Here is a 22,394-nt window from a genome sequence, read left to right on the forward strand (position 1 = left end):
CACGGCATCAGTCGAAGGTGATCGAGCGGATCTTCCGCGCGGACACGGCGGCGCCGATCGGGTCGAGCAGCGCCTCGTCGACGGACCGGTCCACGCGCAGCAGCATGACCGAGTCGGACCGGTTCGTGGTCTGGCTGATCTGCGCGGCGTCGATGTTGATGCCCGCCTCGCCGAGCACGGTGCCGACGCGACCCATGATCCCGGGCTTGTCGGGGTACTCCATCAGCAGCATCGTGCCCTCGGCGCGGATGTCGAAGTGCCGGCCGTCGATCTCGATCAGCTTCTGCACCTCGTCCTTGCCGGTGACCGAACCCGAGACGGTGTGCGCGGTGCCGTCGTCCTGCACGGCGCGGACCGACAGCTGGCTGCGGTAGTTCGGGCTCTCCGGCTCGGTGGTCACCGACACCTGCACGCCCAGCTCCTCGGCCAGCCGCGGCGCGTTCACGAAGGTCACCTGCGACTCGACCACGCCGGAGAACACCCCGCGCAGCGCGGCCAGCTGCAGGACGCTGACGTCCTCGCCGGAGAGCTCACCCGAGGCGACGACCGACACCGACTGCGGCGCCTTGGCGCTGAACGCCGACAGCACCGTGCCCAGCTTCTGAGCCAGCGGCAGGTACGGACGCACCTCGTCGGTGACCGCTCCACCCGCGACGTTGACGGCGTCCGGGACGAACTCGCCGCGCAGCGCCAGCAGCGTCGAGCGGGCGACGTCGGTGCCCGCGCGGTCCTGCGCCTCGGCGGTCGAGGCACCCAGGTGCGGGGTCACCACGACGTTGGGCAGGCCGAACAGCGGGCTCTCCGTGGTCGGCTCGGACTCGAACACGTCGACGCCCGCACCCGAGACGTGGCCGTCGGACACGGCCTTGGCCAGGGCCGCCTCGTCGAGCAGACCACCGCGCGCGGCGTTGACGACGATGACGCCCTTCTTCGTCTTCGACAGCGCGGCCGCGTCGATGATGCCCTTGGTCTCGGGCGTCTTCGGCAGGTGCACCGTGATGATGTCGGCCTGCGCGAGCAGGTCGTCGAGGCTGACGAGCTCCACGCCGAACTGCTTGGCGCGCGCGGCCGAGGCGTACGGGTCGTAGGCCAGGAGCTTCGTGTCGAACGCGGCGAGACGCTGCGCCACGAGCTGGCCGATCTTGCCGAAGCCGACCACGCCGACGGTCTTGCCGTTCAGCTCGACGCCCGTGTAGGAGCTGCGCTTCCACTCCCCGCCCTGCAGGCTCTGGTCGGCGGCCGGCACGCGGCGCAGCACCGACAGCAGCAGCGCGATCGCGTGCTCGGCGGCGGAGACGATGTTGGAGGTCGGCGCGTTCACGACGAGCACGCCGCGCTCGGTGGCGGCGGGCACGTCGACGTTGTCGAGGCCCACGCCGGCACGCGCCACGACCTTCAGCGAGCCGGTTGCCGCGAGTACCTCTGCGTCGACCTGCGTCGCGGACCGGACGAGCAGCGCGTCGGCGGTCTTCACCGCCTCGAGCAGTGCGGGCCGGTCCGTTCCGTCCACGTGCCGGATCTCGACCTCGTCCCCGAAGACGCTCACCGCGGAGGGAGCGAGCTTTTCGGCGAGGAGGACGACGGGCTTGGTGGAAGTGGTCACGATGCGCCTTTCGTAGCTCGACTCACTGGAAGACACCCCGCCCTGCTCCGGCAGCAACTGCCCAGGAGTTCGTATGCGCCTGGCCAGATGCAACTGCTCAGAGTGGGCCGGCGTGTTCGAGGTCACGTCCTTGTGGCCTCAGCAGGCGGAGTCTATCCGCCGGGGTTAACGCCGGCGCAATGCTTGAGTGTCGATTCGGCGCGATCGAGCCGAATCCCGTCGGCGTTTCCGCAGTTCAGACGAGGTGGAATCGGCGTTACGTTCGTCCGGTCACTTCCGCGACGGGCCGGCCGGACACGCGCGGCGCGCCCTGCCGGGGATCAATCCGGGGGCCGGTCGAACTCCCCGTCCCGGACGCCGGCCAGGAACGCGTCCCACTCGGACGGGGTGAACACCAGGACAGGCTCGGCGCCCTCCGGATCGGCGTACCGCAGCGCCACGTAGGTCACGCCGTCGGTGTGCGGCACGAACGCGTACTCGAGGTTCCCGCCGGCAGGCCGAACCCGCGACCACGGCGCCGACTCCAGGTCCAGCGCCGCGGCCAACCCCGCCTTGTCCCCCTGAGTGCTGCTGTCCCCCGGACCGGCGCCGTCGGGCCCGGTGCTGTCAGATCCCCGCGTCATTTCGGGCACGGTAGCCGTGAGCAGCACGAACCCCCAAGACGTTCTCACACGTCCTGGGGGTTCGTCCCTGGAAAGTGGGCCTGCGTGGCCCCGCTGAGGGTTAGTCCCTCCGGATGATCAGGCCGTCTCGGTGATCGGGCGGTCCACCCACGACATGAGGCCGCGGAGCTTCTTGCCGGTCTCCTCGATCGGGTGCGTCTCGCCGCTCTCGCGCAGCTTGGCGAAGTTCGGGCGACCCGCCTCGTCCTCGCCGACCCATTCGCGGGCGAACGTGCGTCCTGGATCTCGGCCAGCACGGCCTTCATGTTCTCCTTCACCTCGGGCGTGATCACGCGCGGACCGCGGGTGAGGTCGCCGTACTCGGCGGTGTCGGAGATCGAGTAGCGCATCCGCGCGATGCCGCCCTCGTACATGAGGTCGACGATCAGCTTGAGCTCGTGCAGCACCTCGAAGTAGGCGATCTCCGGGGCGTAACCGGCCTCGGTCAGCACCTCGAAGCCGGTCTGCACCAGCGCCGACGCGCCGCCGCACAGCACCGACTGCTCACCGAACAGGTCGGTCTCGGTCTCCTCGGTGAACGTCGTCTTGATGACGCCGGCGCGCGCGCCGCCGATCGCCGCGGCGTAGGACAGCGCGAGAGCCTGGCCGCCACCGGTCGGGTCCTGCTCGACCGCGATCAGGGCCGGCACGCCCTTGCCGTCGACGAACTGGCGGCGCACGAGGTGGCCGGGGCCCTTCGGGGCGACCATCGCGACGTCCACATTGGCCGGCGGCTTGATGAGGTCGTAGCGGATGTTGAAGCCGTGCCCGAAGAAGAGCGCGTCGCCCGCGGACAGGTTCGGCTCGATCGACTCGGTGTAGATCGCGCGCTGGCTCGTGTCGGGCGCGAGGATCATGATGAGGTCGGCCCACGCCGACACCTCGGCCACCGTGCCGACCTGGAGGCCCTCCTCCTCGGCCTTGGCCCGCGACTTCGACCCCTCGGCCAGGCCGATCCGGACGTCGACGCCCGAGTCGCGCAGGCTCAGCGCGTGCGCGTGGCCCTGGCTGCCGTACCCGATGACGGCGACCTTGCGGCCCTGGATGATGCTCAGATCGGCGTCGTCGTCGTAGAAGATTTCGACTGACATGAGGGTCAGTACTTCCTTTCCATCACTGTGTCTGGTTCGAATGCGGCCCACGCCGCCTGCACGCGCCGCACCGGTCTGCGTGTCCTAGCGGGCCTGGCTGGCCGTGATCGACCGGGCACCCCGGCCGAGTGCGACCATGCCGGACTTCACGAGCTCGCGCACGCCGTACGGTTCCAGCATGCGCATCAGCGCGTTCAGCTTGTCGTGCGGGCCGGTGGCCTCGATGGTGAGCGCCTCGGGCGAGACGTCGACGACCTTCGCCCGGAACATCTCCGCGGTCTCGAGGACCTGACTGCGCACGGTGGCGTCGGCCCGCACCTTCACGAGCAGCAGGTCGCGCTGCACCGAGCTGGCGGGGTCGAGCTCCACGATCTTGATGACGTTGACGAGCTTGTTGAGCTGCTTGGTCACCTGTTCGAGCGGTTGTTCCTCGACGGCGACGACGATCGTCATCCGGGACACCTCGGGGTTCTCCGTGGGCCCGACCGCGAGGGACTCGATGTTGAAGCCGCGCCGGGAGAACAGACCGGAGACGCGGGCGAGCACGCCGGGGACGTTCTCCACCAGGACGCTCAGCGTGTGCATGCTCATGACTCGTTCTGCTCCCCTCGCGCGTGTGCGGCGGCGGTGTCGCCGTCGGTGTCGCCGTCACTGTCGGCCGCGCTGCCGCCGGCCTTGTCGGTGACGGCCCGGTCCGGGACGATGCCACCCTCGGCCGGACTGTCGTTGACCCCGTCGTCGTCGAACAGCGGACGGATGCCCCTGGCGGCCATGACCTCGTCGTTGCTGGCGCCCGGTCCGACCATCGGCCACACCTGGGCATCCTTGCCGACGACGAAGTCGATCACGACGGGGCGGTCGTTGATCGCCATCGCCTGCTTGATGACCTCGTCGACCTCGTCCTTGGTCTCACACCGCAGTCCGGCGCAGCCCAGCGACTCGGCGAGCAGCGCGAAGTCCGGGATGCGGTGCTTGTGCGTGCCGAGGTCGGTGTTGGAGTAGCGCTCGGCGTAGAAGAGGTTCTGCCACTGGCGCACCATGCCCAGGTTGCCGTTGTTGATCACGGCGACCTTGATCGGCGCGTCCTCGATGGCGCACGTCGCGAGTTCCTGGTTGGTCATCTGGAAGCAGCCGTCGCCGTCGATGGCCCACACCTGCTTGTCCGGCTGACCGAACTGCGCGCCCATCGCCGCGGGCACCGCGAAGCCCATCGTGCCGAGCCCGCCGGAGTTGATCCACGTGCGCGGGTTGTCGTACTTGATGAACTGCGCCGCCCACATCTGGTGCTGGCCGACGCCCGCCGTGTAGTAGGCGTCCGGGCCGACCAGCTCGCCGATGCGCTCGATGACGTACTGCGGCGAGAGCGTGCCGTCCTCGGGCCACTCGTAGCCGGCCGGGAACGTGTCGCGCCACGCGTTGATCTGCGTCCACCACGCGTCCAGGTCGGCCTTGTCGCCGCGGTCGTGCTCGGCCTTCACCGCGTCGATCAGCTCGCGGATGATCTCCTTGCAGTCGCCGACGATCGGCACGTCGGCCTTGCGGTTCTTGGAGATCTCGGCCGGGTCGATGTCGGCGTGCACGACCGTCGCCTCGGGGGCGAACGAGTCGAGCCGGCCCGTCACGCGGTCGTCGAACCGCGCGCCGAGTGCGATCAGCAGGTCCGAACGCTGCAGCGCCGCGACGGCCGAGACGGTGCCGTGCATGCCCGGCATGCCGACGTGGTGGTCGTGCGAGTCCGGGAACACCCCACGCGCCATCAGCGTCGTGGCCACCGGGATGCCGGTGAGCTCGGCCAGCTCACGCAGCTCCTCCGAGGCCTCTGCCTTGAGCACACCGCCGCCGACGTACAGCACCGGCCTGCGCGACTGCGTGATGAGCCGTGCCGCCTCCCGCACCTGCTTGCCGTGCGGGCGCAGCGTCGGCCGGTAGCCGGGCAGGTGCATCTCGGGCGGCCACGAGAACGAGGTCTGCTCCTGCAGCACGTCCTTCGGGATGTCGACCAGCACCGGGCCGGGACGGCCCGTGCTCGCCAGGTGGAACGCCTCGGCGATGACCCGCGGGATGTCGGCCGGGTCGGTGACCAGGAAGTTGTGCTTGGTGATCGGCATCGTGATGCCGCAGATGTCGGCTTCCTGGAACGCGTCCGTGCCGATCAGCGGCCGGGTCTGCTGCCCGGTGATCGCGACGACGGGCACCGAGTCCATGTTGGCGTCGGCCAGCGGCGTCACCAGATTGGTCGCACCGGGACCCGACGTCGCCATGCACACGCCGACCTTGCCGGTCGCCTGCGCGTAACCGGTGGCGGCATGCCCGGCGCCCTGTTCGTGCCGGACGAGGACGTGGCGCACCTTCGTCGAGTCGAGCAGCGGGTCGTAGGCCGGCAGAATCGTGCCGCCGGGAATGCCGAAGACGACCTCCGACCCGACGGCTTCGAGCGCGCGTACGAGCGACTGCGCACCGGTCACCCGGACGGGCGTTCCTGCGGGTGGGGCAGGCTTCGGACGGGCGCCGCTCGGAACGGGTCCGTTCGGCGGGGCGGGCTTCGGGGACGCCTGGGAGGCGCCGGTGTCACCGGCGGAGCCGGATTCCGATCGCGACGTCGCGCTTGTCATGGATTCTGCCTCGTGTCCTGAGTGCGGTACTGCTGGATTCTTCGGCTGTGTCCGTGCTGTCGGTGCTGCTGGGCGTGTGTCGTGGTGCTGATGTCGGTGGTGCGCTCGTCGATGCCCTGGCGTCGGTCGCTTCCGGTCCATGACATCAAAAAACCCCCGCCGACCGGGGTGGCCGTACGAGGGTCGCGCGTCGATGCAGAAGAGGACTTCCTAAGCGTTGTCCTCGACATCAACGCGCTTGGGAAGTACGAGAATCTTCTGCGGTGTCACGCCGGTGACGGTAGTCGGCCGCGTGGACGAGTGTCAACTCTGCGGGATGGTGATTCCGGATACTGGAATGTTGGCCCACTCGGCGGACACCCGGTGCGACCGTCCGGCCGCCGCGCGCCGTGCTCCCGATCCGGCCGGCTCGTGGTCCCGGGCACGTCGGACCGGCCCGGAATGCCGGATCGGAGCCGTTCGGTGGCACCATCGTGGTGTGGCAGACGAATCGGGCCAGACCCAGGAACAGCCGGTGACCGACCGGCGAGACGAGCAGGACGAGCCGGTCGTGCGCAAGCAGCGGCGGGCCGTGTTCCGCATCCCGCTGGCCTCGCTCATCACGCTCCCCCTGCTGCTGTTCTGCATCACGCCGCTGGCGTTCACGGCGCCGGGCATGCAGGCGCTGTACCTGCTGCCGGTCGCGCTGACGGTGTGGGTGGTCCGCGTCCGCACGGTGGTCACGCCCGAGGGCATGTGGGCCTACACGCTGACCTCGTCGCGGCACATCCCGTGGGACGAGCTGTCGAGCCTGGCGGTCACGAAGAAGGCGCGCATCCGGGCGGTCGTCACGGGCGCCTCCGGCGAGGAGACCGTGTCGCTCCCCCACGCGCGGTTGCACCATGTGCCAGTGCTGTCGCTGCTGTCGAACGGCCGCGTGCCGGACCCGTCGGGCGCCCTGAGCACCGACGGCGGCACCGACTCCGACAGCGACTCCGAGGCCAAGGACGTCGCGCGGCCGACGAGCCCGGCCTGATCTCAGGCACTCTCCTTCGGATCATTCGCCGGCGAGCCCAGCCAGCACGCCGCGGAGCGTGTTGCGGGCCGCGTTGAGCTCCTCGAGCGACAGGGCCGACACGGCACCCGCCCGCGATGCGTCCGTATCGGCGATCAACTGCTCGAGCCTGCCCAGCCCCGCGCCGGTCGCCCGATACAGCGATGAGCGTGCGTGCTGCGGATTGTCGCGCCGCTCGGCCAGCCCGGCCGTCACGAGTTCGCCCGCCACACGCTGGACGGCCTGCCGGGTGAGCCCGAGCCGGGACGCGATGTCCGGCACCGTTGCCGAACCACCGGACAGCACGCTGAGCACGTGCCATTGCGCGACGGTCACGTCGCGCGCCGCCGCGTCCGCCTCACTGATCCGCCGACTCACCGCCGCCAGCTCGTACACGTCCGCGATCAACGCGCGATAGGCCGCCGCCTTGGCCGCCGCGGAATCGGATCGACCGGCCGGCGACGCGTTCCCACTTGACAACATGTTGTCATTCTAGTCGACTCGTCGTATGACCGACACCCGACGCCGCGGGCTGGGCAGGGCCGCCGCGATTCCGCTCGCGTTCGGCTCGATCGCCGGCTCGGGCATCCTCAGCCTGCCGTCGGCGGTCTACGCCGAAGCCGGCCCCAGCAGCCTGCTCGTCTGGCTCGTCGCCGGTGTGCTGTGCGTGCCGATGCTCGTGATGTTCCGTGACACGGTGCGGCTGTCCCCGAACGGGGACGCACTGCAGGCTCTGGTCACGCGCGGCCTCGGCGACCCGGTCGGCCGGGCCGTGCCCCTGATGTTCCTGTTCGTCGTTGTCGTCGGCCTGCCGACGGGCTGCATCGTGGCCGGCCGCTACGTCGAACGCGGACTCGGCATCCCCGGTGCGACCGGAGTCGTCGCGGTGGCGCTGCTCGGCACCGCCCTGCTGATCAGTGTTGTCGCGCGAGCGCCAAACAATGGACCCAGCTCGTGGGCAGTGCCGCGCTGACGCTCACCGGCCTCGCGCTCGTTCTACTCGGCACACTCGGCAACCGGTCTCGGCCCGAACCACTGGACCTGATCCCCGGCGCGGAGGCCACGGCCGTCCTGCTGCCCGGCGTGCTGCTGGCGTTCTGGGCCTTCGTCGGCTTCGAGAACCTGACGTTCCTGGCCCGCGAACTGCGCGCACCCCACCGGGATTTCCTGCCCGTGAGTGTGGCGGCGCTGGGGCTGTACGGCACGTTCGCCGTCGCACTGACCGTGACCGTCGCCCTCAGCGTCGCCCGCAGTGGTGTCGACCCGGTCGCCGGCCTGTTGCAGATCGCCGAATCCCCGCCGGTGCGCGCGGTCGTCGCCGTCGTGGCCGTGTCGGCGATGCTCATCAATGCCGTCGCCTGGGTCCGCGGACTGACCACATTGCTGCGACTCGCGGCGGCCGACGGCACTCTTCCCCGCCGAACCCCCGCTCCGGTGGTGACGATGGGCGCGCTGTTCTCCGTGACGTTCGCCGTCCTGTTGACGAACCACGGCCTGACGGTGGATGCGCTGGCCGCCAGCAGCGCGGTGTTCGTCCTGATCTATGCGGTGTGCATCGTCGGCTACGTGCGGTTGTACGGGCTGACCGTGCGCACGGTCTCGAACGCGGCGCTGCTCGTCGTCATGGCCGCGGCACTCGTTCAGTCCGGCGGCCGCAGTCTGTACGGCGCCTGCGTGGCCGTGTGCTGCCTCGCCTGGTGCGCATGGCGACACCGGCGTGCGAACGGCGTTTCCCACATTGCGGGTACGCGTTGAGCCGATCACCGCATGTCGCACGACCTCCCGTCCAGGCGGTGGAACGCGGGCGTAACCTGAGGCCATGCCTGTTCTGCGTTCCCGCACCACCACCCATGGCCGCAATGCCGCCGGGGCGCGTTCCCTGTGGCGTGCGACCGGGATGACCGACAGCGACTTCGGCAAGCCGATCGTCGCGATCGCCAACTCGTACACGCAGTTCGTCCCCGGCCACGTACATCTCAAGGATCTCGGCGAGATCGTGGCGAAGGCGGTCGGCGAGGCGGGCGGCGTCGCGCGCGAGTTCCACACGATCGCGGTCGACGACGGCATCGCCATGGGCCACTCGGGCATGCTCTATTCGCTCCCGTCGCGCGAGATCATCGCCGATTCGGTCGAGTACATGGTCAACGCGCACCAGGCAGACGCGCTGGTGTGCATCTCGAACTGCGACAAGATCACGCCCGGCATGCTGAATGCCGCGATGCGGTTGAACATCCCGACGGTGTTCGTCTCGGGCGGCCCGATGGAGGCCGGCAAGGCGGTCGTCGTGGACGGCGTGGCGCACCCGTCGAGCGACCTGATCACGACGATCTCCGCATCGGCGAACGACGCGGTCGACGAGGAAGGCCTGTCGGAGGTCGAGCGTTCGGCCTGCCCGACGTGCGGTTCGTGCTCGGGCATGTTCACGGCGAACTCGATGAACTGCCTCACCGAGGCGCTGGGCCTTTCGCTGCCGGGCAACGGTTCGACGCTGGCGACGCACGCCGCGCGGCGCGCGCTCTTCGAGACGCCGGCACCACGGTCGTGGAGCTGGCCAAGCGCTGGTACGGCGAGGACGACGAGACGGCGTTGCCGCGGACGATCGCGTCGAAGGAGGCGTTCGAGAACGCCATGGCCCTCGACATGGCGATGGGCGGCTCGACGAACACGGTGCTGCACGTGCTCGCGGCCGCGCAGGAGGGCGAGGTCGACTTCTCGATCGACGACATCGACCGCATCGGCCGTTCCGTGCCGTGTCTGTCCAAGGTGGCCCCGAACTCGGACTACCACATGGAGGACGTGCACCGGGCCGGCGGAATTCCCGCCATCCTGGGCGAGCTGTACCGCGGCGGACTGTTGAACACGGGTGTTGCGTCGATCCACTCCCCCTCGCTCGAGCAGTGGCTGTCCACGTGGGACATCCGCGCCGAGTCGCCGTCGGCGGAGGCGGTGGAGATGTTCCACGCCGCGCCGGGCGGGGTGCGGACGACGCAGGCGTTCTCGACCGACAACCGGTGGTCCTCGTTGGACACCGACGCGGCGGGTGGCTGCATCCGCGACTCGAGCACGCCTACACCGCGGACGGCGGTCTGGCGGTGCTGCAGGGCAACCTGGCCGCCAGCGGCGCGGTGATCAAGTCGGCGGGCATCGACGAGGAGCTGTGGACGTTCGAGGGTCCGGCGCGCGTCGTGGAGAGCCAGGAGGAGGCCGTGTCGGCGATCCTGGGCAAGCAGATCCAGCCGGGCGACGTGATCGTGGTGCGCTACGAGGGCCCGGCGGGCGGTCCGGGAATGCAGGAGATGCTGCATCCGACGGCGTTCCTGAAGGGTTCGGGCCTGGGCAAGAAGTGCGCGCTGATCACCGACGGGCGGTTCTCGGGCGGTTCGTCGGGCATCTCGGTGGGCCACATCTCGCCGGAGGCGGCCGCGGGTGGCGTGATCGGCCTGGTGGAGAACGGCGACCGGATCCGCATCGACGTGCACGAGCGCTCGTTGGAGCTGCTGGTCGACGATGCGGTGCTGGCCGAACGGCGGGCCAAGATGGACGCGAGTGAGCGGCCGTGGCAGCCGGTGGAGCGGCAGCGTCCGGTGACGATGGCGCTGCAGGCCTACGCGAAGATGGCGACCTCGGCGGACCGGGGCGCGGTGCGCGACATCAACCAGTGAGGCCGCAACTGAGGCCGTAACTTCCGTGGGGCCATGAACAAGGCGCCGCACCGGGGAACCGGTGCGGCGCCTTTGTGTCGGGTGGGGTTGGTGGTCAGCGGAACATGACGATGACCACTGTGGACGCTGCGGCGGCAAGGAGGAGGCCGACGGCGCCGAAGGCACCGGGCTTGCGGCGCCAGGGGGTGTTCTTGTCGATGGAGACGCGGCCGGCGCCGGTGAACAACAGGGTCAGCGCCATGACGCCGAGCACGATGTCGAACTCGACGTCGAAGTAGCCGGTACCGAGCTGGAACTTGGTGAAGACGATATTGCCGACGACGCCGAGGATCGCGGCTGCGCCGAGGGGTGTGAACAGGCCGAGGGCGAGCAGCAGCGCGCCGCCGGTTTCGGCGAAGGCGGTGATCCAGGCGAGCAGGGTGGTTTGGCTGGTGTAGCCCATGCCGGTGAGGGCCTCGGCGAAGCCGCCGATGCCGGGGCCGTCGAAGAGACCGACGAGTTTCTGCAGGCCGTGGGCGCCCATGACGGCGGCAAGTCCGAGTCGGAGGACGAGCAGGCCGATGTCGAGTCCGGCGTGCCAGCGGTCGGGCTCGGGGCCGTTGTCCTCGACGTCGCTGAGGATGGTGTTCGTCGGCCCGGCGGTGAAACCGGAATCGTCGAACGCGCCGCCGCTGCCGCCGGCACCGTAGCCACCGGCGCCGTAGCCGCTGGCGTCGAACTTGGTCGTGGGCTCGTCGGGTGTGCTCATACGCGCGGAGGGTAGAGCATCGGCGGTCCGGTCGGGTGAATGCCCGATCGGTTCCTGGTGTCTCGGCGGTGACGGTCGGGTCATGCGTGGGGGTCGAAGGGGATGTTGTCCGGTTTGGCCTTCTCGAGGTTGGATTCGAAGGCGCCGTCGGAGATCGCGAGGCCGGCGGCGCCGAAGTCGGCGGCCACGAGCGTGTCGCGGATGCTCCGGGAAGTGGTCCCAGCTGACGAGGTCGGGGTATTGCCAGGTGCCGTAGTGGTTCTCGGGGGGTTCGTCGCCTGTGGACGCGATGCGGAAGCAGTGGGTGCTGGCGCCGTCCTTGTGGTAGACGATCTTGGGGTGGGTGCCGTCCCATTGGACGTCGGAGGCGGGATGGGTGGCGTAGTCGCCGTGTTGGGACACCGACACGTATTCGGCGGTGTCGCCGTGGACCCAGACGACGACGTGTTCGATGTCGTGGCGGTGGCCGAAGGCGTCGACGCGGGGACGACTTGGTCCTTCTCGAAGTAGAGGTCGTAGAGGTAGGCGCACCAGTCGCCGTCGCATGTGGAACGCGAGTACGAGTTGGTGTTGTCCAAATCGGATTGGTCGCGGCAGTTGCCGTTGAGGGCACCGGAGGGGTTGAGGCCGGCGTGAGGGTGCCGTCGGGTCCGATGGCGGGTGTGGGGTAGCAACCGTCGGTGTCGTAGTCGAAGGCGGGTTGCCAGCGCAGGTCGTCCGCCGCGGCGTCGGCGGGCAGCGCGGCGGGCGGTTCGGCGTGGGCGATGCCGGCCATGGGCGAGACGAGCAGCAGCACGGTGACGACGATGGTCTTGAGGGCGGTCTTGACGGCGAGGGCTGGGCGGGACGGGCGCGGTCTGCCGGGGACATCGGGGGCCTCTCTGACAGCAGGGTCGGTGGCGAGCGGCTGACAGAGAAGCAGCACCGCCGCGGCGAACAACCGACGTTGGTCGACAGTTCGGCGGTGTTCACCCCGACGGCGCAACACAGCGACGCAGAAGCCCAACACGGCGACGCAGAACGCTGACACGGCGACGTGGGGTGCTGACACGGCGCCGGCGTTCAGTACTCCCCGCGGACGAGGTTCTCCGGTAGTTCGCCGCCGGCGTACCGCCCCAGTTCCCGGGCGACGACGGCATAGGATCGATCCAACCGGCCGCGCACGAACCCACCGGAGTGCGGCGTGATCACCACGCCGGGGGCGCTCCACAACGGATGCCCGTCAGGCAACGGCTCGGGCTCGGTGACGTCGAGGATCGCCCGCAACCGCCCGGCCTCCGCCAACAGCGCGTCGTTGACGACGACGGCGCCACGAGCGGCGTTGACGAGTACGGCCCCGTCGGGCATGGCGGCGAGGAACTCGGCGTCGACCATCCCGCGGGTGGCGGTGGTCAGCGGCACGAGCAGCACGACGATGTCGGCGTCGGGCAGCAGGTGGGTAGTTCGTCGACGCCGTGCACGCCTTGGCGTGCGGTCATGCCGACCATGGTGACGCGCACGTCGAACGGCCTCATGCGGCGTTCGAGTTGCCTGCCGACGTCGCCGGCTCCGATGATCAGGGCGCGTTTGTCCTGCAGGGTGTCGGTGCCGTGGGGCCGCCAGGTGCCCTGGGCCTGGGCGTCGGCGAAGTCGGAGAGGTCGCGGTACAGGGCCAGCAGGGTGGCCATGGCCCATTCGGCGGTGCTGCCGCCGTGCGCGCCGCGGCAGGTGGACAGGAGTACGCCGGGCGGGACGATGTCGATCCACTCCTCGGCGCCGGCGCTGCGGAGTTGGATGAGCCGGAGTTTGGGCAGGTCGGAAAGGATTTTCTCGGTGACGCCGAAGCCGGGTACGAGCACCTCGGCGTCGGCGGCCTCCTCGGGCAGCGGCTGCCCGGGCTCGTATCGGACGGGTCGCACGCCGTCGACCTCGCGGAGCGCTGTCATGCCTTCGTCGTCGGGAACCAGAACCGTGATCGCCATGTCCCCCATCCTGTACAACCGGGGTCGACCCGCTTACTCGAGGCTCACGGCGGCCCACCTACGCTCGGGAACCGTGCATACCCGACCGCTTCGGAGGTCGTGGCCGCTGGCGATTGCCGTCAGCGGCGTTCTTGTGCTGTCCGGGTGCGCCGATTTCGCCGACGAGGCCGCCGGTGAGCAGTGGTCGGCCGCGCCGGAGTTGACGCCCGAGCAGGGCCCGCAGCCGGAGTTGCCGGAGGCGGCCACGCCGGACGTGCCGAGCACCCCGCAGCAGGAGCAGACGGAGGTCCCGCCGCCGGAGGGGTGCACGGATTACGACGAGGCGGTGATCGCGACGTGCCTGGACACGGTGTCGGCGGTCGCGGCGATGCCCAGTGACGGGCAGGTCGTGTCGGCGTTGGCGGGTGAGCGCAAGAGCGGCCGCGTGCTGTTGGTCGATTCGAACGGCCAGGAGGACGAGTACGCGAAGCTGAACGTCGACGCGTCGGGTGACGGCGGTCTGATGGGGCTGGCGTTGTCGCCGACGTATGCCGAGGACCGGCTCGTCTACGCGTACATCACGACCGGCGAGGACAACCGTGTGGTGCGGTTCGCGCAGGGCCAGCCGCCGAAGCCGGTGTTGACGGGCATCCCGAAGGGCGAGGACGGCAACGCCGGGGCGTTGCTGGCGTCGCCGGACGGTTCGCTACTGGTGGCGACGGGCAACGCGGGCGATCCTGGTCAGTCCCGGCAGCCGCGTTCGCTGGCGGGCAAGGTGTTGCGGATCGACGGGTCGGGTCAGCCGGTCGACGGCGATTCGCGCGTGGTGGCCTCGGGGATGTCACAACCGGGCGGGCTGTGCCAGACGGCGGACGGTTCGCGGACGTGGGTGACCGACCGGACCGCCGACGAGGACGCGTTGTACCGGCTGCCGGACGACGCCGACGGCGGCGAGCTGACGGCGGTGTGGACCTGGCCGGACAAGCCGGGCGTGACGGGCTGCACCGACTGGTCGGACTCGGTCGCGGTGGGCACGGAGTCCGACGCGAACGTACAGAACCTGCCGTTGACACAGGACGGCGCCGTGGGCGGCGAACCGCAGGTGACGATGGACGGCGAGAACGGTCCGAGCTACGGCCGGATCGGCGCGTTGACGCAGGCCTCGGCGGACGTGGCCATCGCGGGCACGGTCAACAAGGACGGCGGCGAGCCGGTGTCGAGCGACGACCGCGTGGTGTTGATCGTCCGCCAGCCGGCAGGCGGTTCCGGCCGCGACTGACCGCCGCCTCAGCGGGTGTGGCGCCCGCGGCGGGGTGCGGCGCGGCGGGTTTCGGCGCGGAGTGCGCGGACGTCCAGGACGGCGAACACGAGGCTGGTGACGATGGCGACCACGCCCAGGTAGCGGCCGACGGCCGCGTCGACGGACACGCCGCCGATGTCGAGGATGGCGCGTTCGTCGCCGCTGAACTGCCAGGCGATGAAGATCCACGCGAACACGGTGCACAGCGTCGCCACGCCGGCGGCGATGAGCCACAGTTGCGGCAGGCCGCCGGTTCGGGCGGTGCCGATCCGCCCGAACGCGGCGACCACGAGTCCGAATGCGGCGACGAGCAGCGGCGGGAACCAGCCGAGGAACGTGGCCCGCCACACCGAGCGGTCCACGTCCTCAGCGGGCAGCTCCCCGAGCGCGGCCTGCACCTCAGGATTGCCGGACGACAACCCGGTCCACGGCAACAGCAACGACACGACGGCCAGCACGGCGGCCGCAAGCCCACCGAGCTCCCGCCACGAAGGCCGAGCCATTACAGCTCCTCCATACCCAGATCCGAATCTGCGCCCTTGTCATTGCAACGGCGGGCGAGGTCATTGCAACGGCGGGCGAGCCGCCGCTGCGACCGCCTACGCAGCCGGCACCGCCGGGGGTTCTGAGTGGTTTTCTCGCGAGGACAGCGCCGCCGTGGTGAATTGGACATTCATGAGAAGGCGATTCCGGAGCGAGAAAACCACTCAGGTTCCCCTACCCGCACCGCAACTCAAGCCCCGACCCTCTCCAAAATCAACTCGCGGACGCGGGCGGCGTCGGCTTGACCCTTGGTGGCCTTCATGACGGCGCCGACGATGGCGCCGGCGGCCTGCACCTTGCCGCCGCGGATCTTGTCGGCGACGTCGGGCTGGGCGGCGAGGGCCTCGTCGACGGCGGCGAGCAGGGCCGAGTCGTCGGAGACGACCTTGAGGCCGCGCTTGTCGATGACCTCGTCGGGTGCGCCTTCGCCGTCGAGGACGCCGTCGACGACCTGGCGGGCGAGTTTGTTGGTGAGTTCGCCGGAGCCGACGAGTTCGATGACGCGCGCAACCTGGGCCGGGGTGATGGCGAGGTCGGCGAGTTCGATCTCGCGCGAGGTGGCCTGCTGGTTGAGGTACTGCACCCACCAGCTGCGGGCGTCGGCCTGGTCGGCGCCGGCGTCGACAGTGGCGGCGACCAGGTCGATGGCACCGGTGTTGACGAGGTCGCGCAGGTCCTCGTCGGTGAGGTTCCAGTCGGTCTGGATGCGCTTGCGACGTTCCCACGGCATCTCGGGGATGGTGCCGCGCAACTGCTCGACCCAGTCGCGCGACGGCGCGATGGGCACGAGGTCGGGCTCGGGGAAGTACCGGTAGTCCTCGGCGGTCTCCTTGGCGCGGCCGGCGGCGGTGGTGCCGTCGGCCTCCTGGAAGTGCCGGGTCTCCTGGGTGATGCTGCCGCCGTCGGCGAGGATCGCGGCGTGCCGGGTCATCTCGTACCGCACGGCGCGTTCGACGCTGCGCAGCGAGTTGACGTTCTTGGTCTCGGTGCGGGTGCCGAACTCGCTGCTGCCCTTGGGCATGAGCGAGACGTTGGCGTCGCAGCGCAGCGATCCCTGGTCCATGCGGACGTCGGAGACGTCCATGGCGCGCAGCAGGTCGCGCAGCGCGGTGACGTAGGCGCGCGCGACCTCGGGTGCCCGCTCCCCCATGCCGACGAGCGGCTTGGTGACGATCTCGATGAGCGGCACGCCGGCGCGGTTGTAGTCGAGCAGCGAGTGCTCGGCACCGTGGATGCGGCCGGTGGCACCGCCGACGTGCAGCGACTTGCCGGTGTCCTCCTCCATGTGGGCGCGTTCGATCTCCACGCGCACCACCTCGCCGTCGTCGAGCACGACGTCGAGGTAGCCGTCGAAGGCGATCGGCTCGTCGTACTGCGAGGTCTGGAAGTTCTTCGGCATGTCCGGGTAGAAGTAGTTCTTCCGGGCGAACCGGCACCATTCGGCGATGTCGCAGTTCAGCGCCAGTCCGATCCGCATGGCCGACTCGACGGCGGTGCCGTTGACGACGGGCAGCGCGCCCGGCAGGCCGAGGCAGACGGGGCAGACGTTGGTGTTCGGCTCGCCGCCGAAGACGTTGGCGCAGCCGCAGAACATCTTCGTGTTCGTCGACAGCTCGACGTGCACCTCGAGGCCGAGCACCGGGTCGAAGCGCTCGATGACCTCGTCGTAGTCCATGAGTTCAACCGTGGTGGTCACTTGGCGGCCTCCAGTTCCCCCAGCTTGTCGAGCACGGGCCCGCGCGCCGCCTCGTAGGCGGCGCCGACCCGGTAGAGCCGGTCGTCGGCGAGCGCGGGCGCCATGATCTGCAGACCCACCGGCAGGCCATCCTCATCGGACAGTCCACTGGGGACGCTCATGGCGGCGTTGCCCGCGAGGTTGGCGGGGATGGAACAGATGTCGTTGAGGTACATGGCCATCGGGTCGTCGACCTTCTCGCCGATGGGGAACGGCGTGACCGGCGTCGTCGGCGACACGAGCACGTCGACCTTGCCGAACGCGGCGGCGAAGTCGCGCGTGATGAGCGTGCGCACCTTCTGGGCCGAGCCGTAGTAGGCGTCGTAGTAGCCGGACGAGAGCGCGTACGTGCCGAGCATGACGCGCCGCTTGACCTCGGCGCCGAACCCTTCCTCGCGGGTCAGCGACATGACCTCCTCGGCGCTGTGGCTGCCGTCGTCGGCGACGCGCAGGCCGTAGCGCATGGCGTCGAACCGGGCGAGGTTCGACGAGCATTCGCTCGGCGCGATGAGGTAGTAGGCCGGCAGTGCGTAGGTGAAGTTCGGGCACGAGACCTCGACGACCTCGGCACCCAGTTCCTTCAGCTGGGCCACGGCGGCCTCGAACGAGCGCAGCACGCCACCCTGGTAGCCTCGCCGGACAGTTCCTTCACGACGCCGACGCGCACGCCGCTCAGATCGCCGCGGGCGCTCGCGGGCGGCGTCGACGACGGCCGGCACGGGCGCGTCGATGGAGGTGGCGTCCATCGGGTCGTGGCCGGCGATCACCTCGTGCAGCAGCGCCGCGTCGAGCACGGTGCGCGCGCACGGGCCGGCCTGGTCGAGCGAGGACGAGAACGCGACGAGCCCGTAGCGGGACACGCCGCCGTAGGTGGGCTTCACGCCGACGGTCGCGGTGACCGCGGCGGGCTGGCGGATCGAGCCGCCGGTGTCGGTGCCGATGGCCAGCGGCGCCTCGTAGGCGGCCAGGGACGCGGACGAGCCGCCGCCGGAGCCGCCGGGGATGCGGTCGAGGTCCCACGGGTTGCGGGTGGGGCCGAACGCCGAGTTCTCCGTGGACGAGCCCATGGCGAACTCGTCCATGTTCGTCTTGCCGAGGATCGGCACGCCGGCCTCGCGCAGCCGCCGCGTGACGGTGGCGTCGTACGGCGGCAGCCAGCCCTCGAGCGTCTTCGACCCGCAGGTGGTGGGCACGCCCTTGGTGGTCAGCACGTCCTTGAGCGCCAGCGGCACGCCGGCCAGCGGCGACGCGGGCCGCTCACCGGCCGCGACGGCGGCGTCGACGGCCCGGGCGGCCTCGAGGGCACCGTCGGCGTCGACGTGCAGGAACGCGTGCACGTCCCCGTCGACCGCGGCGATCCGGTCGAGGTGGGCCTGCGTCGTCTCGGCGGCCGACACCTCACCGGTGTGGATCTTGTCCGCGAGCTCGGCCGCGGTGAGCCTGGTCAGATCGCTCACTGTTCCTCCGCTCACTGTTCTTCACCCAGGATGCGCGGGACGCGGAAACGTCCCTGTTCGGTGGCGGGCGCGCCGGCCAGGGCCTCGTCCTGGCTGAGTCCGGGGCGGACCTCGTCGGTGCGGAAGACGTTGGTCAGCGGCACCGCGTGCGACGTCGGCGGGATGTCGTCACCCGCAACCTCACCGACCTTCGCCACCGCGTCCAGGATCTGGTCGAGCTGGCCTGCGAAGGTGTCCAGCTCCTCCTCGGTGACGGCCATCCTGGCCAGTTTCGCGAGGTGCGCCACCTCGTCGCGGGAAATGTTCGACACGCAGCTGACTCCGATGGGATGCGTCGGACCGCAGGATCGCCGACCTGCGGAATTCGTCTCTTCTCCCCGCGAAGTCTATGGCGAAGCGGACACCGGTGTTCGGCCGGGCGGGCGGTCACGGCGACGCTGGCACAGTGGAGGTGACCGACACGCTGTGCGGCGCCCCGCCGGCGGCTATATCCGCGCGGCGTGTTCTGCAACAATCACCGCTCTGCCCGGCCCGGTGTCCGCGACGAGGACGGGCCGGGTGCCAGACGACCCGAGGCAGACGAGCGGCGACGAAGGGAGAGACGCGGTGTCGTTCCTGATCCGTGTGCAACTGCCGGACAACCCCGGCATTCTCGGAGCGATCGCCACCGCGCTCGGCACCGCGGGTGCGGACATCCTGAGCGTCGACGTCGTGGAGCGGCGGAACGGCATCGCCATCGACGACCTGGTGGTGGACCTGCCGTCGGACCGACTGCCGGACGCGTTGATCACGGCGGCCGAGAGTGTCGACGGCGTCGAGGTCGACGCGGTGCGCCCGTACGCCGGGGTGCTCGACACGCACAGTGAGCTCGAGCTGGTCGAGGAGGTCGCCGCGCATCCGGCGAACGGGCTCGCGGTGCTCGCCGACGGGGTCCCGAAGATCATGCACGCGGGCTGGTCGCTGGTGGTGCACCGCACGTCGGACGGCGGGGTGGAGCGGCTCGCCGCGTCGGGCGCGGCCCCGGAGACGCGGCTGGCCGACATCCCGTGGCTGCCACTCGAACGGGCGACCATCCTCGACGGCGACGAGCCGTGGATCCCGGAGATGTGGCGCGAGCTCGGCACCGAGCTCGCGGCGACGCCGCTCGGCAAGCCCGATCTGGTGTTGCTCGTGGGGCGGCCGGGTGGGCCCATGTTCCGTGCGGCCGAGGTCGCCCGACTGGCCCATCTGGCCGGCATCGTCGCGGTCGTCCTCAACGGCTGACACCTTCGACCCCAGCCTTCGCCTCCGTGCGTCTCATGCACGGATGCGCACATGGACGCCCATCGCGAGTTGCTTCGCGTTCATTCGGGGGATACCAATCGTTCGCCGAAACAGTACTGTCCCGGTGTCAGCCGCACCTACAGTGCGAATCGCCCGAAACGAGACACAATCCCACCACCGATGCGGAAGGCGTTCATGGCGAACCAGGACCACGTCGTCAGCGACCCGGACGACCACAGCTCGAATCCTTCGAACAATCGCCCGTTCAGTGACGTCGCGCGCGTGCGCCTGTCGCGGCGGGGTGTGCTGCGCGGTACGGCGGCGGCCGCGGCGGTCGGCTTCCTCGGCGCGGGCAGCGGCCTGGCCAACGCGGGCACGACGACGCCGGCTGCGGCATCGGCGGCCAGGGCGGGCCGGCTGCTGGGTTTCAAGGCGGTGCCGACCAGTGATGCGGATGCGTTCACGGTGCCGGAGGGCTACACCGCGGACGTCCTGATTCCGTGGGGTACACCGGTGCGCCCGGACGGCCCGGCGTGGCGCAAGGACGCGTCGAACACGGCGGCGGAGCAGGCCGAGCAGATCGGCATGAACCACGACGGGATGCACTATTTCCCGATCGGCAACGGGCCGGCGGGCAACCGGCGTGGGCTGCTCGTGCTCAACCACGAGTACATCGACACCGATCTGATCTACCCGGACGGCGACGACGAGATGACGCAGGCCAAGGTCGACAAGGCCTTGGAGGCGCACGGTCTGGCGTTGGTGCAGATCGAGGAGATCGACGGCACGTGGCAGGTCACGGATTCGCCGTACAACCGTCGCGTGACGGGTACGACGCCGATGACGATCAGCGGCCCGGTGACGCCGGATCACCCGAAACTGCAGTCGAACAACGCGTTCCTCGGCACGTTGAACAACTGTTCGCACGGTGTGACGCCGTGGAACACGTATGTGGCGGCCGAGGAGAACTTCAACAGCTACTTCGGCACGGAGGACGCGTCGTGGAAGCCGGATGAGGTCGAGGAGCGCTACGGCATCGACAACGAGGGCTTCGGTTACCGCTGGCACGAGGTGGACGAGCGGTTCGACGTGGCTCTGAACGGCAATGAGCTCAACCGGTTCGGCTGGCCGGTGGAGGTCGACCCGTTCGACCCGGATGCGACTCCGGTGAAGCGTTCGGCGTTGGGCCGGTTCAAGCACGAGAGCGTGACGTTCACGGAGATCGCCGGGCATGTCGTGGCCTACAGCGGTGACGACCAGGACGGCGACTACGTCTACAAGTACGTGTCGGAGAAGCCGTGGCGCGCGTTGCAGGCGCAGGGCAAGAGCCCGTTGGATCACGGCACTCTGTTCGTGGCTCGGTTCGACGACGACGGTTCCGGTGAGTGGTTGCCGTTGGTGTTCGGCCGGGGTCCGCTGACGGCGGAGAACGGCTGGGAGGACCAGGCGGACGTGTTGATCCGTACGCGTCTGGCGGCGGATGCGTTGGGCGCCACGAAGATGGACCGTCCGGAGTGGGTGGCGATTCACCCGAAGACGGGCGAGGTCTACGTGACGTTGACGAACGGCACCGGTTGGGAGGGCGAGGCGAATCCGCGGACGCCGAACCCGTACGGCCACATCATCAGTTGGCGCGAGGACCACCGGGGCAAGCCGTCCGAGCGCACGGCGTTCGAGTGGGACATCTTCTCTTGGCCGGCGACCCGGCCTACGACGAGCAGGTAGACCTCGACGAGGACAGCATGTTCGGTTCGCCGGACGGTCTGTGGTTCGACGCGGACGGCCGGTTGTGGATCCAGACCGACATCTCTAATTCGGCGCAGAACCTCGCCGAGCGCGGCTACGACAACATCGCCAACAACGCGATGCTCGCGGCCGATCCGGAGACGAAGGAGATCCGCCGTTTCCTCGTCGGCCCGCGTGGCTGCGAGATCACCGGTGTGATCACGACGCCGGATCAGCGGACGATGTTCGTCAACGTCCAGCACCCGGGCGAGGACACCGAGGCGTGGGGCGGCGCGCCGACGCCGGACAACCCGCGCCTGGTCAGCAACTGGCCGGACTTCGACCCGGAGGGTCGTCCCCGTTCGGCCACGGTCGTCATCCGTAAGAAGGACGGCGGCGTGGTCGGCACCTGAGTTCGTGACGCCCGACGGTCGGCCCCCGGAGCACTGCGCTTCGGGGGCCGATCCAGGTTCGGGGCCCGTTCAGAACGGTGGTGGGTCGTCGTTCGGATCTGGCGCACTGTCGGTTTCGGACGAACGCGGTGGCAGGACGGTTTCGCGTTTGTCGGTGTAGGTGACGCCGAGCGGTGTGGTGACCGAGGAGGTGCCGTGGACCGGGTCGTAGTCCTGGATCCAGCCGGGTGCGTTCTTGAGTCGGTGGTGTTTGCGGCACCGGGGCGCGGCGTTGTCGGTTGAGGTCGAGCCGTTGTCCTTGGCCCACTGTTGTTGGTGGTCGAAGTCGCAGTGCCGGGCCGGTCGTCGGCACCAGGGCACGACGCACATGCGGTCGCGGACCTCGACGAGTTTGCGGATCGTCGAATTCGGACGATAGCTGGATCGGCCCAGGTCAACCGGGTTGCCAGTGGCGGGATCGCACAGCACCTTCCGCCAGATCGACTTGGGGTTGGTCATGATCTCCCGTGCGTACGCGGCGGGGATCGGTCCGATCCCGTCGATCGATGCCCCGGTCTCCGACATGGAGAGCGCCGTGTCGATGGGCATGTGCACGTAGACCATCGCC

Annotated in this window: 17 protein-coding genes and 6 pseudogenes; 9 read left to right on the top strand and 14 right to left on the bottom strand. The window is 69.8% G+C overall.

Translation table 11 applies throughout. The features are described from left to right. Window positions 1–7: 7 nt before the first annotated feature. The 5 genes and pseudogenes from serA to BJF85_RS09545 form a co-directional block, all read right to left on the bottom strand. On the bottom strand, window positions 8–1,603 hold the full coding sequence (gene serA / locus BJF85_RS09525; RefSeq protein ID WP_075846660.1) for a phosphoglycerate dehydrogenase: 1,596 nt from the start codon (window positions 1,601–1,603) through the stop codon (window positions 8–10). Window positions 1,604–1,923: 320 nt separating this feature from the next. Then, window positions 1,924–2,226, bottom strand: coding sequence for a DUF397 domain-containing protein (locus BJF85_RS09530; protein WP_083666173.1), 303 nt, complete (start codon window positions 2,224–2,226; stop codon window positions 1,924–1,926). Window positions 2,227–2,343: 117 nt separating this feature from the next. Beyond that, window positions 2,344–3,356, bottom strand: a pseudogene (gene ilvC, locus BJF85_RS09535) (ketol-acid reductoisomerase). 84 nt (window positions 3,357–3,440) lie between these two features. Then, window positions 3,441–3,947 (bottom strand): acetolactate synthase small subunit, encoded by a 507-nt coding sequence (ilvN, locus tag BJF85_RS09540; protein WP_075846661.1) that lies wholly within the window; start codon window positions 3,945–3,947, stop codon window positions 3,441–3,443. A 134-nt stretch (window positions 3,948–4,081) separates the two neighbouring features. Beyond that, window positions 4,082–5,821 (bottom strand): annotated as a pseudogene (locus BJF85_RS09545) (acetolactate synthase large subunit); the annotation flags it as partial. 625 nt (window positions 5,822–6,446) lie between these two features. Here BJF85_RS09545 and BJF85_RS09550 point away from each other — a divergent pair. Then, complete coding sequence (locus BJF85_RS09550) at window positions 6,447–6,983, top strand: PH domain-containing protein (RefSeq protein ID WP_075846662.1); 537 nt, start codon at window positions 6,447–6,449, stop codon at window positions 6,981–6,983. Between the two features lie 21 nt (window positions 6,984–7,004). Here the strand turns inward: BJF85_RS09550 and BJF85_RS09555 are convergent, their stop codons facing one another. After that, window positions 7,005–7,484 carry a MarR family winged helix-turn-helix transcriptional regulator gene (locus BJF85_RS09555; RefSeq protein WP_083666159.1) on the bottom strand — a complete coding sequence of 160 codons (480 nt, stop codon included), beginning with the start codon at window positions 7,482–7,484 and terminating at the stop codon, window positions 7,005–7,007. A gap of 25 nt (window positions 7,485–7,509) precedes the next feature. Between BJF85_RS09555 and BJF85_RS09560 the strand changes: the two genes are divergently transcribed. From BJF85_RS09560 to BJF85_RS29895, 4 genes and pseudogenes are all read left to right on the top strand, one after another. Continuing rightward, window positions 7,510–7,974: an amino acid permease gene (locus tag BJF85_RS09560; protein WP_075846663.1), complete on the top strand. Its 465-nt coding sequence runs from the start codon at window positions 7,510–7,512 to the stop codon at window positions 7,972–7,974. Next, window positions 7,956–8,756 (top strand): amino acid permease, encoded by an 801-nt coding sequence (locus BJF85_RS09565; protein ID WP_075846664.1) that lies wholly within the window; start codon window positions 7,956–7,958, stop codon window positions 8,754–8,756. Before BJF85_RS09560 ends, BJF85_RS09565 begins: the two co-directional genes overlap by 19 nt. A 142-nt stretch (window positions 8,757–8,898) precedes the next feature. Further along, window positions 8,899–10,130: pseudogene (locus BJF85_RS09570) on the top strand (dihydroxy-acid dehydratase). Next, window positions 10,094–10,663 carry a dihydroxy-acid dehydratase gene (locus BJF85_RS29895; RefSeq protein WP_255375510.1) on the top strand — a complete coding sequence of 190 codons (570 nt, stop codon included), beginning with the start codon at window positions 10,094–10,096 and terminating at the stop codon, window positions 10,661–10,663. Before BJF85_RS09570 ends, BJF85_RS29895 begins: the two are co-directional and overlap by 37 nt. Before the next feature lie 94 nt (window positions 10,664–10,757). Here BJF85_RS29895 and BJF85_RS09575 read toward each other — a convergent pair whose 3' ends face one another. Together BJF85_RS09575 and BJF85_RS09580 are read right to left on the bottom strand one after the other, a co-directional pair. Beyond that, a complete protein-coding gene (locus tag BJF85_RS09575) occupies window positions 10,758–11,285 on the bottom strand; it encodes a DoxX family protein (RefSeq protein ID WP_075846703.1) in 528 nt (175 codons plus the stop codon). Window positions 11,286–11,491: 206 nt separating this feature from the next. Then, window positions 11,492–12,186, bottom strand: a pseudogene (locus BJF85_RS09580) (NPP1 family protein). Between BJF85_RS09580 and BJF85_RS28410 the strand changes: the two are divergent. Further along, entirely contained in the window at window positions 12,169–12,438 is a 270-nt protein-coding gene (locus BJF85_RS28410) for a hypothetical protein (RefSeq protein ID WP_187346893.1), read from the top strand. The pseudogene BJF85_RS09580 and the gene BJF85_RS28410 overlap by 18 nt on opposite strands. Before the next feature lie 35 nt (window positions 12,439–12,473). On the opposite strand, the pseudogene BJF85_RS09585 reads toward BJF85_RS28410, so the two are convergent. Continuing rightward, a pseudogene (locus BJF85_RS09585) lies at window positions 12,474–13,381 on the bottom strand (2-hydroxyacid dehydrogenase). Between the two features lie 64 nt (window positions 13,382–13,445). Between BJF85_RS09585 and BJF85_RS09590 the strand changes: the two are divergent. Continuing rightward, window positions 13,446–14,630: a sorbosone dehydrogenase family protein gene (locus tag BJF85_RS09590; RefSeq protein ID WP_075846665.1), complete on the top strand. Its 1,185-nt coding sequence runs from the start codon at window positions 13,446–13,448 to the stop codon at window positions 14,628–14,630. Window positions 14,631–14,638: 8 nt separating this feature from the next. Here BJF85_RS09590 and BJF85_RS09595 read toward each other — a convergent pair whose 3' ends face one another. The 4 genes from BJF85_RS09595 to gatC all read right to left on the bottom strand — a co-directional run bounded on the left by BJF85_RS09595 (window position 14,639) and on the right by gatC (window position 18,697). After that, window positions 14,639–15,154 carry a hypothetical protein gene (locus tag BJF85_RS09595; protein WP_075846666.1) on the bottom strand — a complete coding sequence of 172 codons (516 nt, stop codon included), beginning with the start codon at window positions 15,152–15,154 and terminating at the stop codon, window positions 14,639–14,641. Between the two features lie 230 nt (window positions 15,155–15,384). Next, window positions 15,385–16,890, bottom strand: coding sequence for an Asp-tRNA(Asn)/Glu-tRNA(Gln) amidotransferase subunit GatB (gene gatB / locus BJF85_RS09600; protein ID WP_075846667.1), 1,506 nt, complete (start codon window positions 16,888–16,890; stop codon window positions 15,385–15,387). Continuing rightward, window positions 16,887–18,386, bottom strand: a complete 1,500-nt coding sequence (gene gatA / locus BJF85_RS09605; protein ID WP_075846668.1) for an Asp-tRNA(Asn)/Glu-tRNA(Gln) amidotransferase subunit GatA — start codon at window positions 18,384–18,386, stop codon at window positions 16,887–16,889. The genes gatB and gatA overlap by 4 nt, the downstream gene beginning before the upstream one ends. 11 nt (window positions 18,387–18,397) lie before the next feature. After that, window positions 18,398–18,697 carry an Asp-tRNA(Asn)/Glu-tRNA(Gln) amidotransferase subunit GatC gene (gene gatC, locus BJF85_RS09610; RefSeq protein ID WP_075846669.1) on the bottom strand — a complete coding sequence of 100 codons (300 nt, stop codon included), beginning with the start codon at window positions 18,695–18,697 and terminating at the stop codon, window positions 18,398–18,400. A gap of 295 nt (window positions 18,698–18,992) precedes the next feature. Between gatC and BJF85_RS09615 the strand changes: the two genes are divergently transcribed. Further along, entirely contained in the window at window positions 18,993–19,649 is a 657-nt protein-coding gene (locus BJF85_RS09615) for an ACT domain-containing protein (protein WP_075846671.1), read from the top strand. A 195-nt stretch (window positions 19,650–19,844) separates the two neighbouring features. After that, a pseudogene (locus BJF85_RS09620) lies at window positions 19,845–21,787 on the top strand (PhoX family phosphatase). Window positions 21,788–21,856: 69 nt separating this feature from the next. Here BJF85_RS09620 and BJF85_RS09625 read toward each other — a convergent pair. Continuing rightward, on the bottom strand, window positions 21,857–22,394 hold a 538-nt coding region (locus BJF85_RS09625; RefSeq protein ID WP_222844486.1), incomplete at its 5' end, for an HNH endonuclease signature motif containing protein.

Origin of the sequence: Saccharomonospora sp. CUA-673 (assembly GCF_001942305.1) — a bacterium.
Classification (GTDB): domain Bacteria; phylum Actinomycetota; class Actinomycetes; order Mycobacteriales; family Pseudonocardiaceae; genus Prauserella.

Bases quoted from the DNA above. Each gene is read 5' to 3' on its own strand.
- BJF85_RS09530 (WP_083666173.1), bottom strand. From the start codon at position 2,226: ATGACGCGGGGATCTGACAGCACCGGGCCCGACGGCGCCGGTCCGGGG.
- ilvN (WP_075846661.1), bottom strand. From the start codon at position 3,947: ATGAGCATGCACACGCTGAGCGTCCTGGTGGAGAACGTCCCCGGCGTG.
- BJF85_RS09555 (WP_083666159.1), bottom strand. From the start codon at position 7,484: ATGTTGTCAAGTGGGAACGCGTCGCCGGCCGGTCGATCCGATTCCGCG.
- BJF85_RS09560 (WP_075846663.1), top strand. From the start codon at position 7,510: ATGACCGACACCCGACGCCGCGGGCTGGGCAGGGCCGCCGCGATTCCG.
- BJF85_RS09595 (WP_075846666.1), bottom strand. From the start codon at position 15,154: ATGGCTCGGCCTTCGTGGCGGGAGCTCGGTGGGCTTGCGGCCGCCGTG.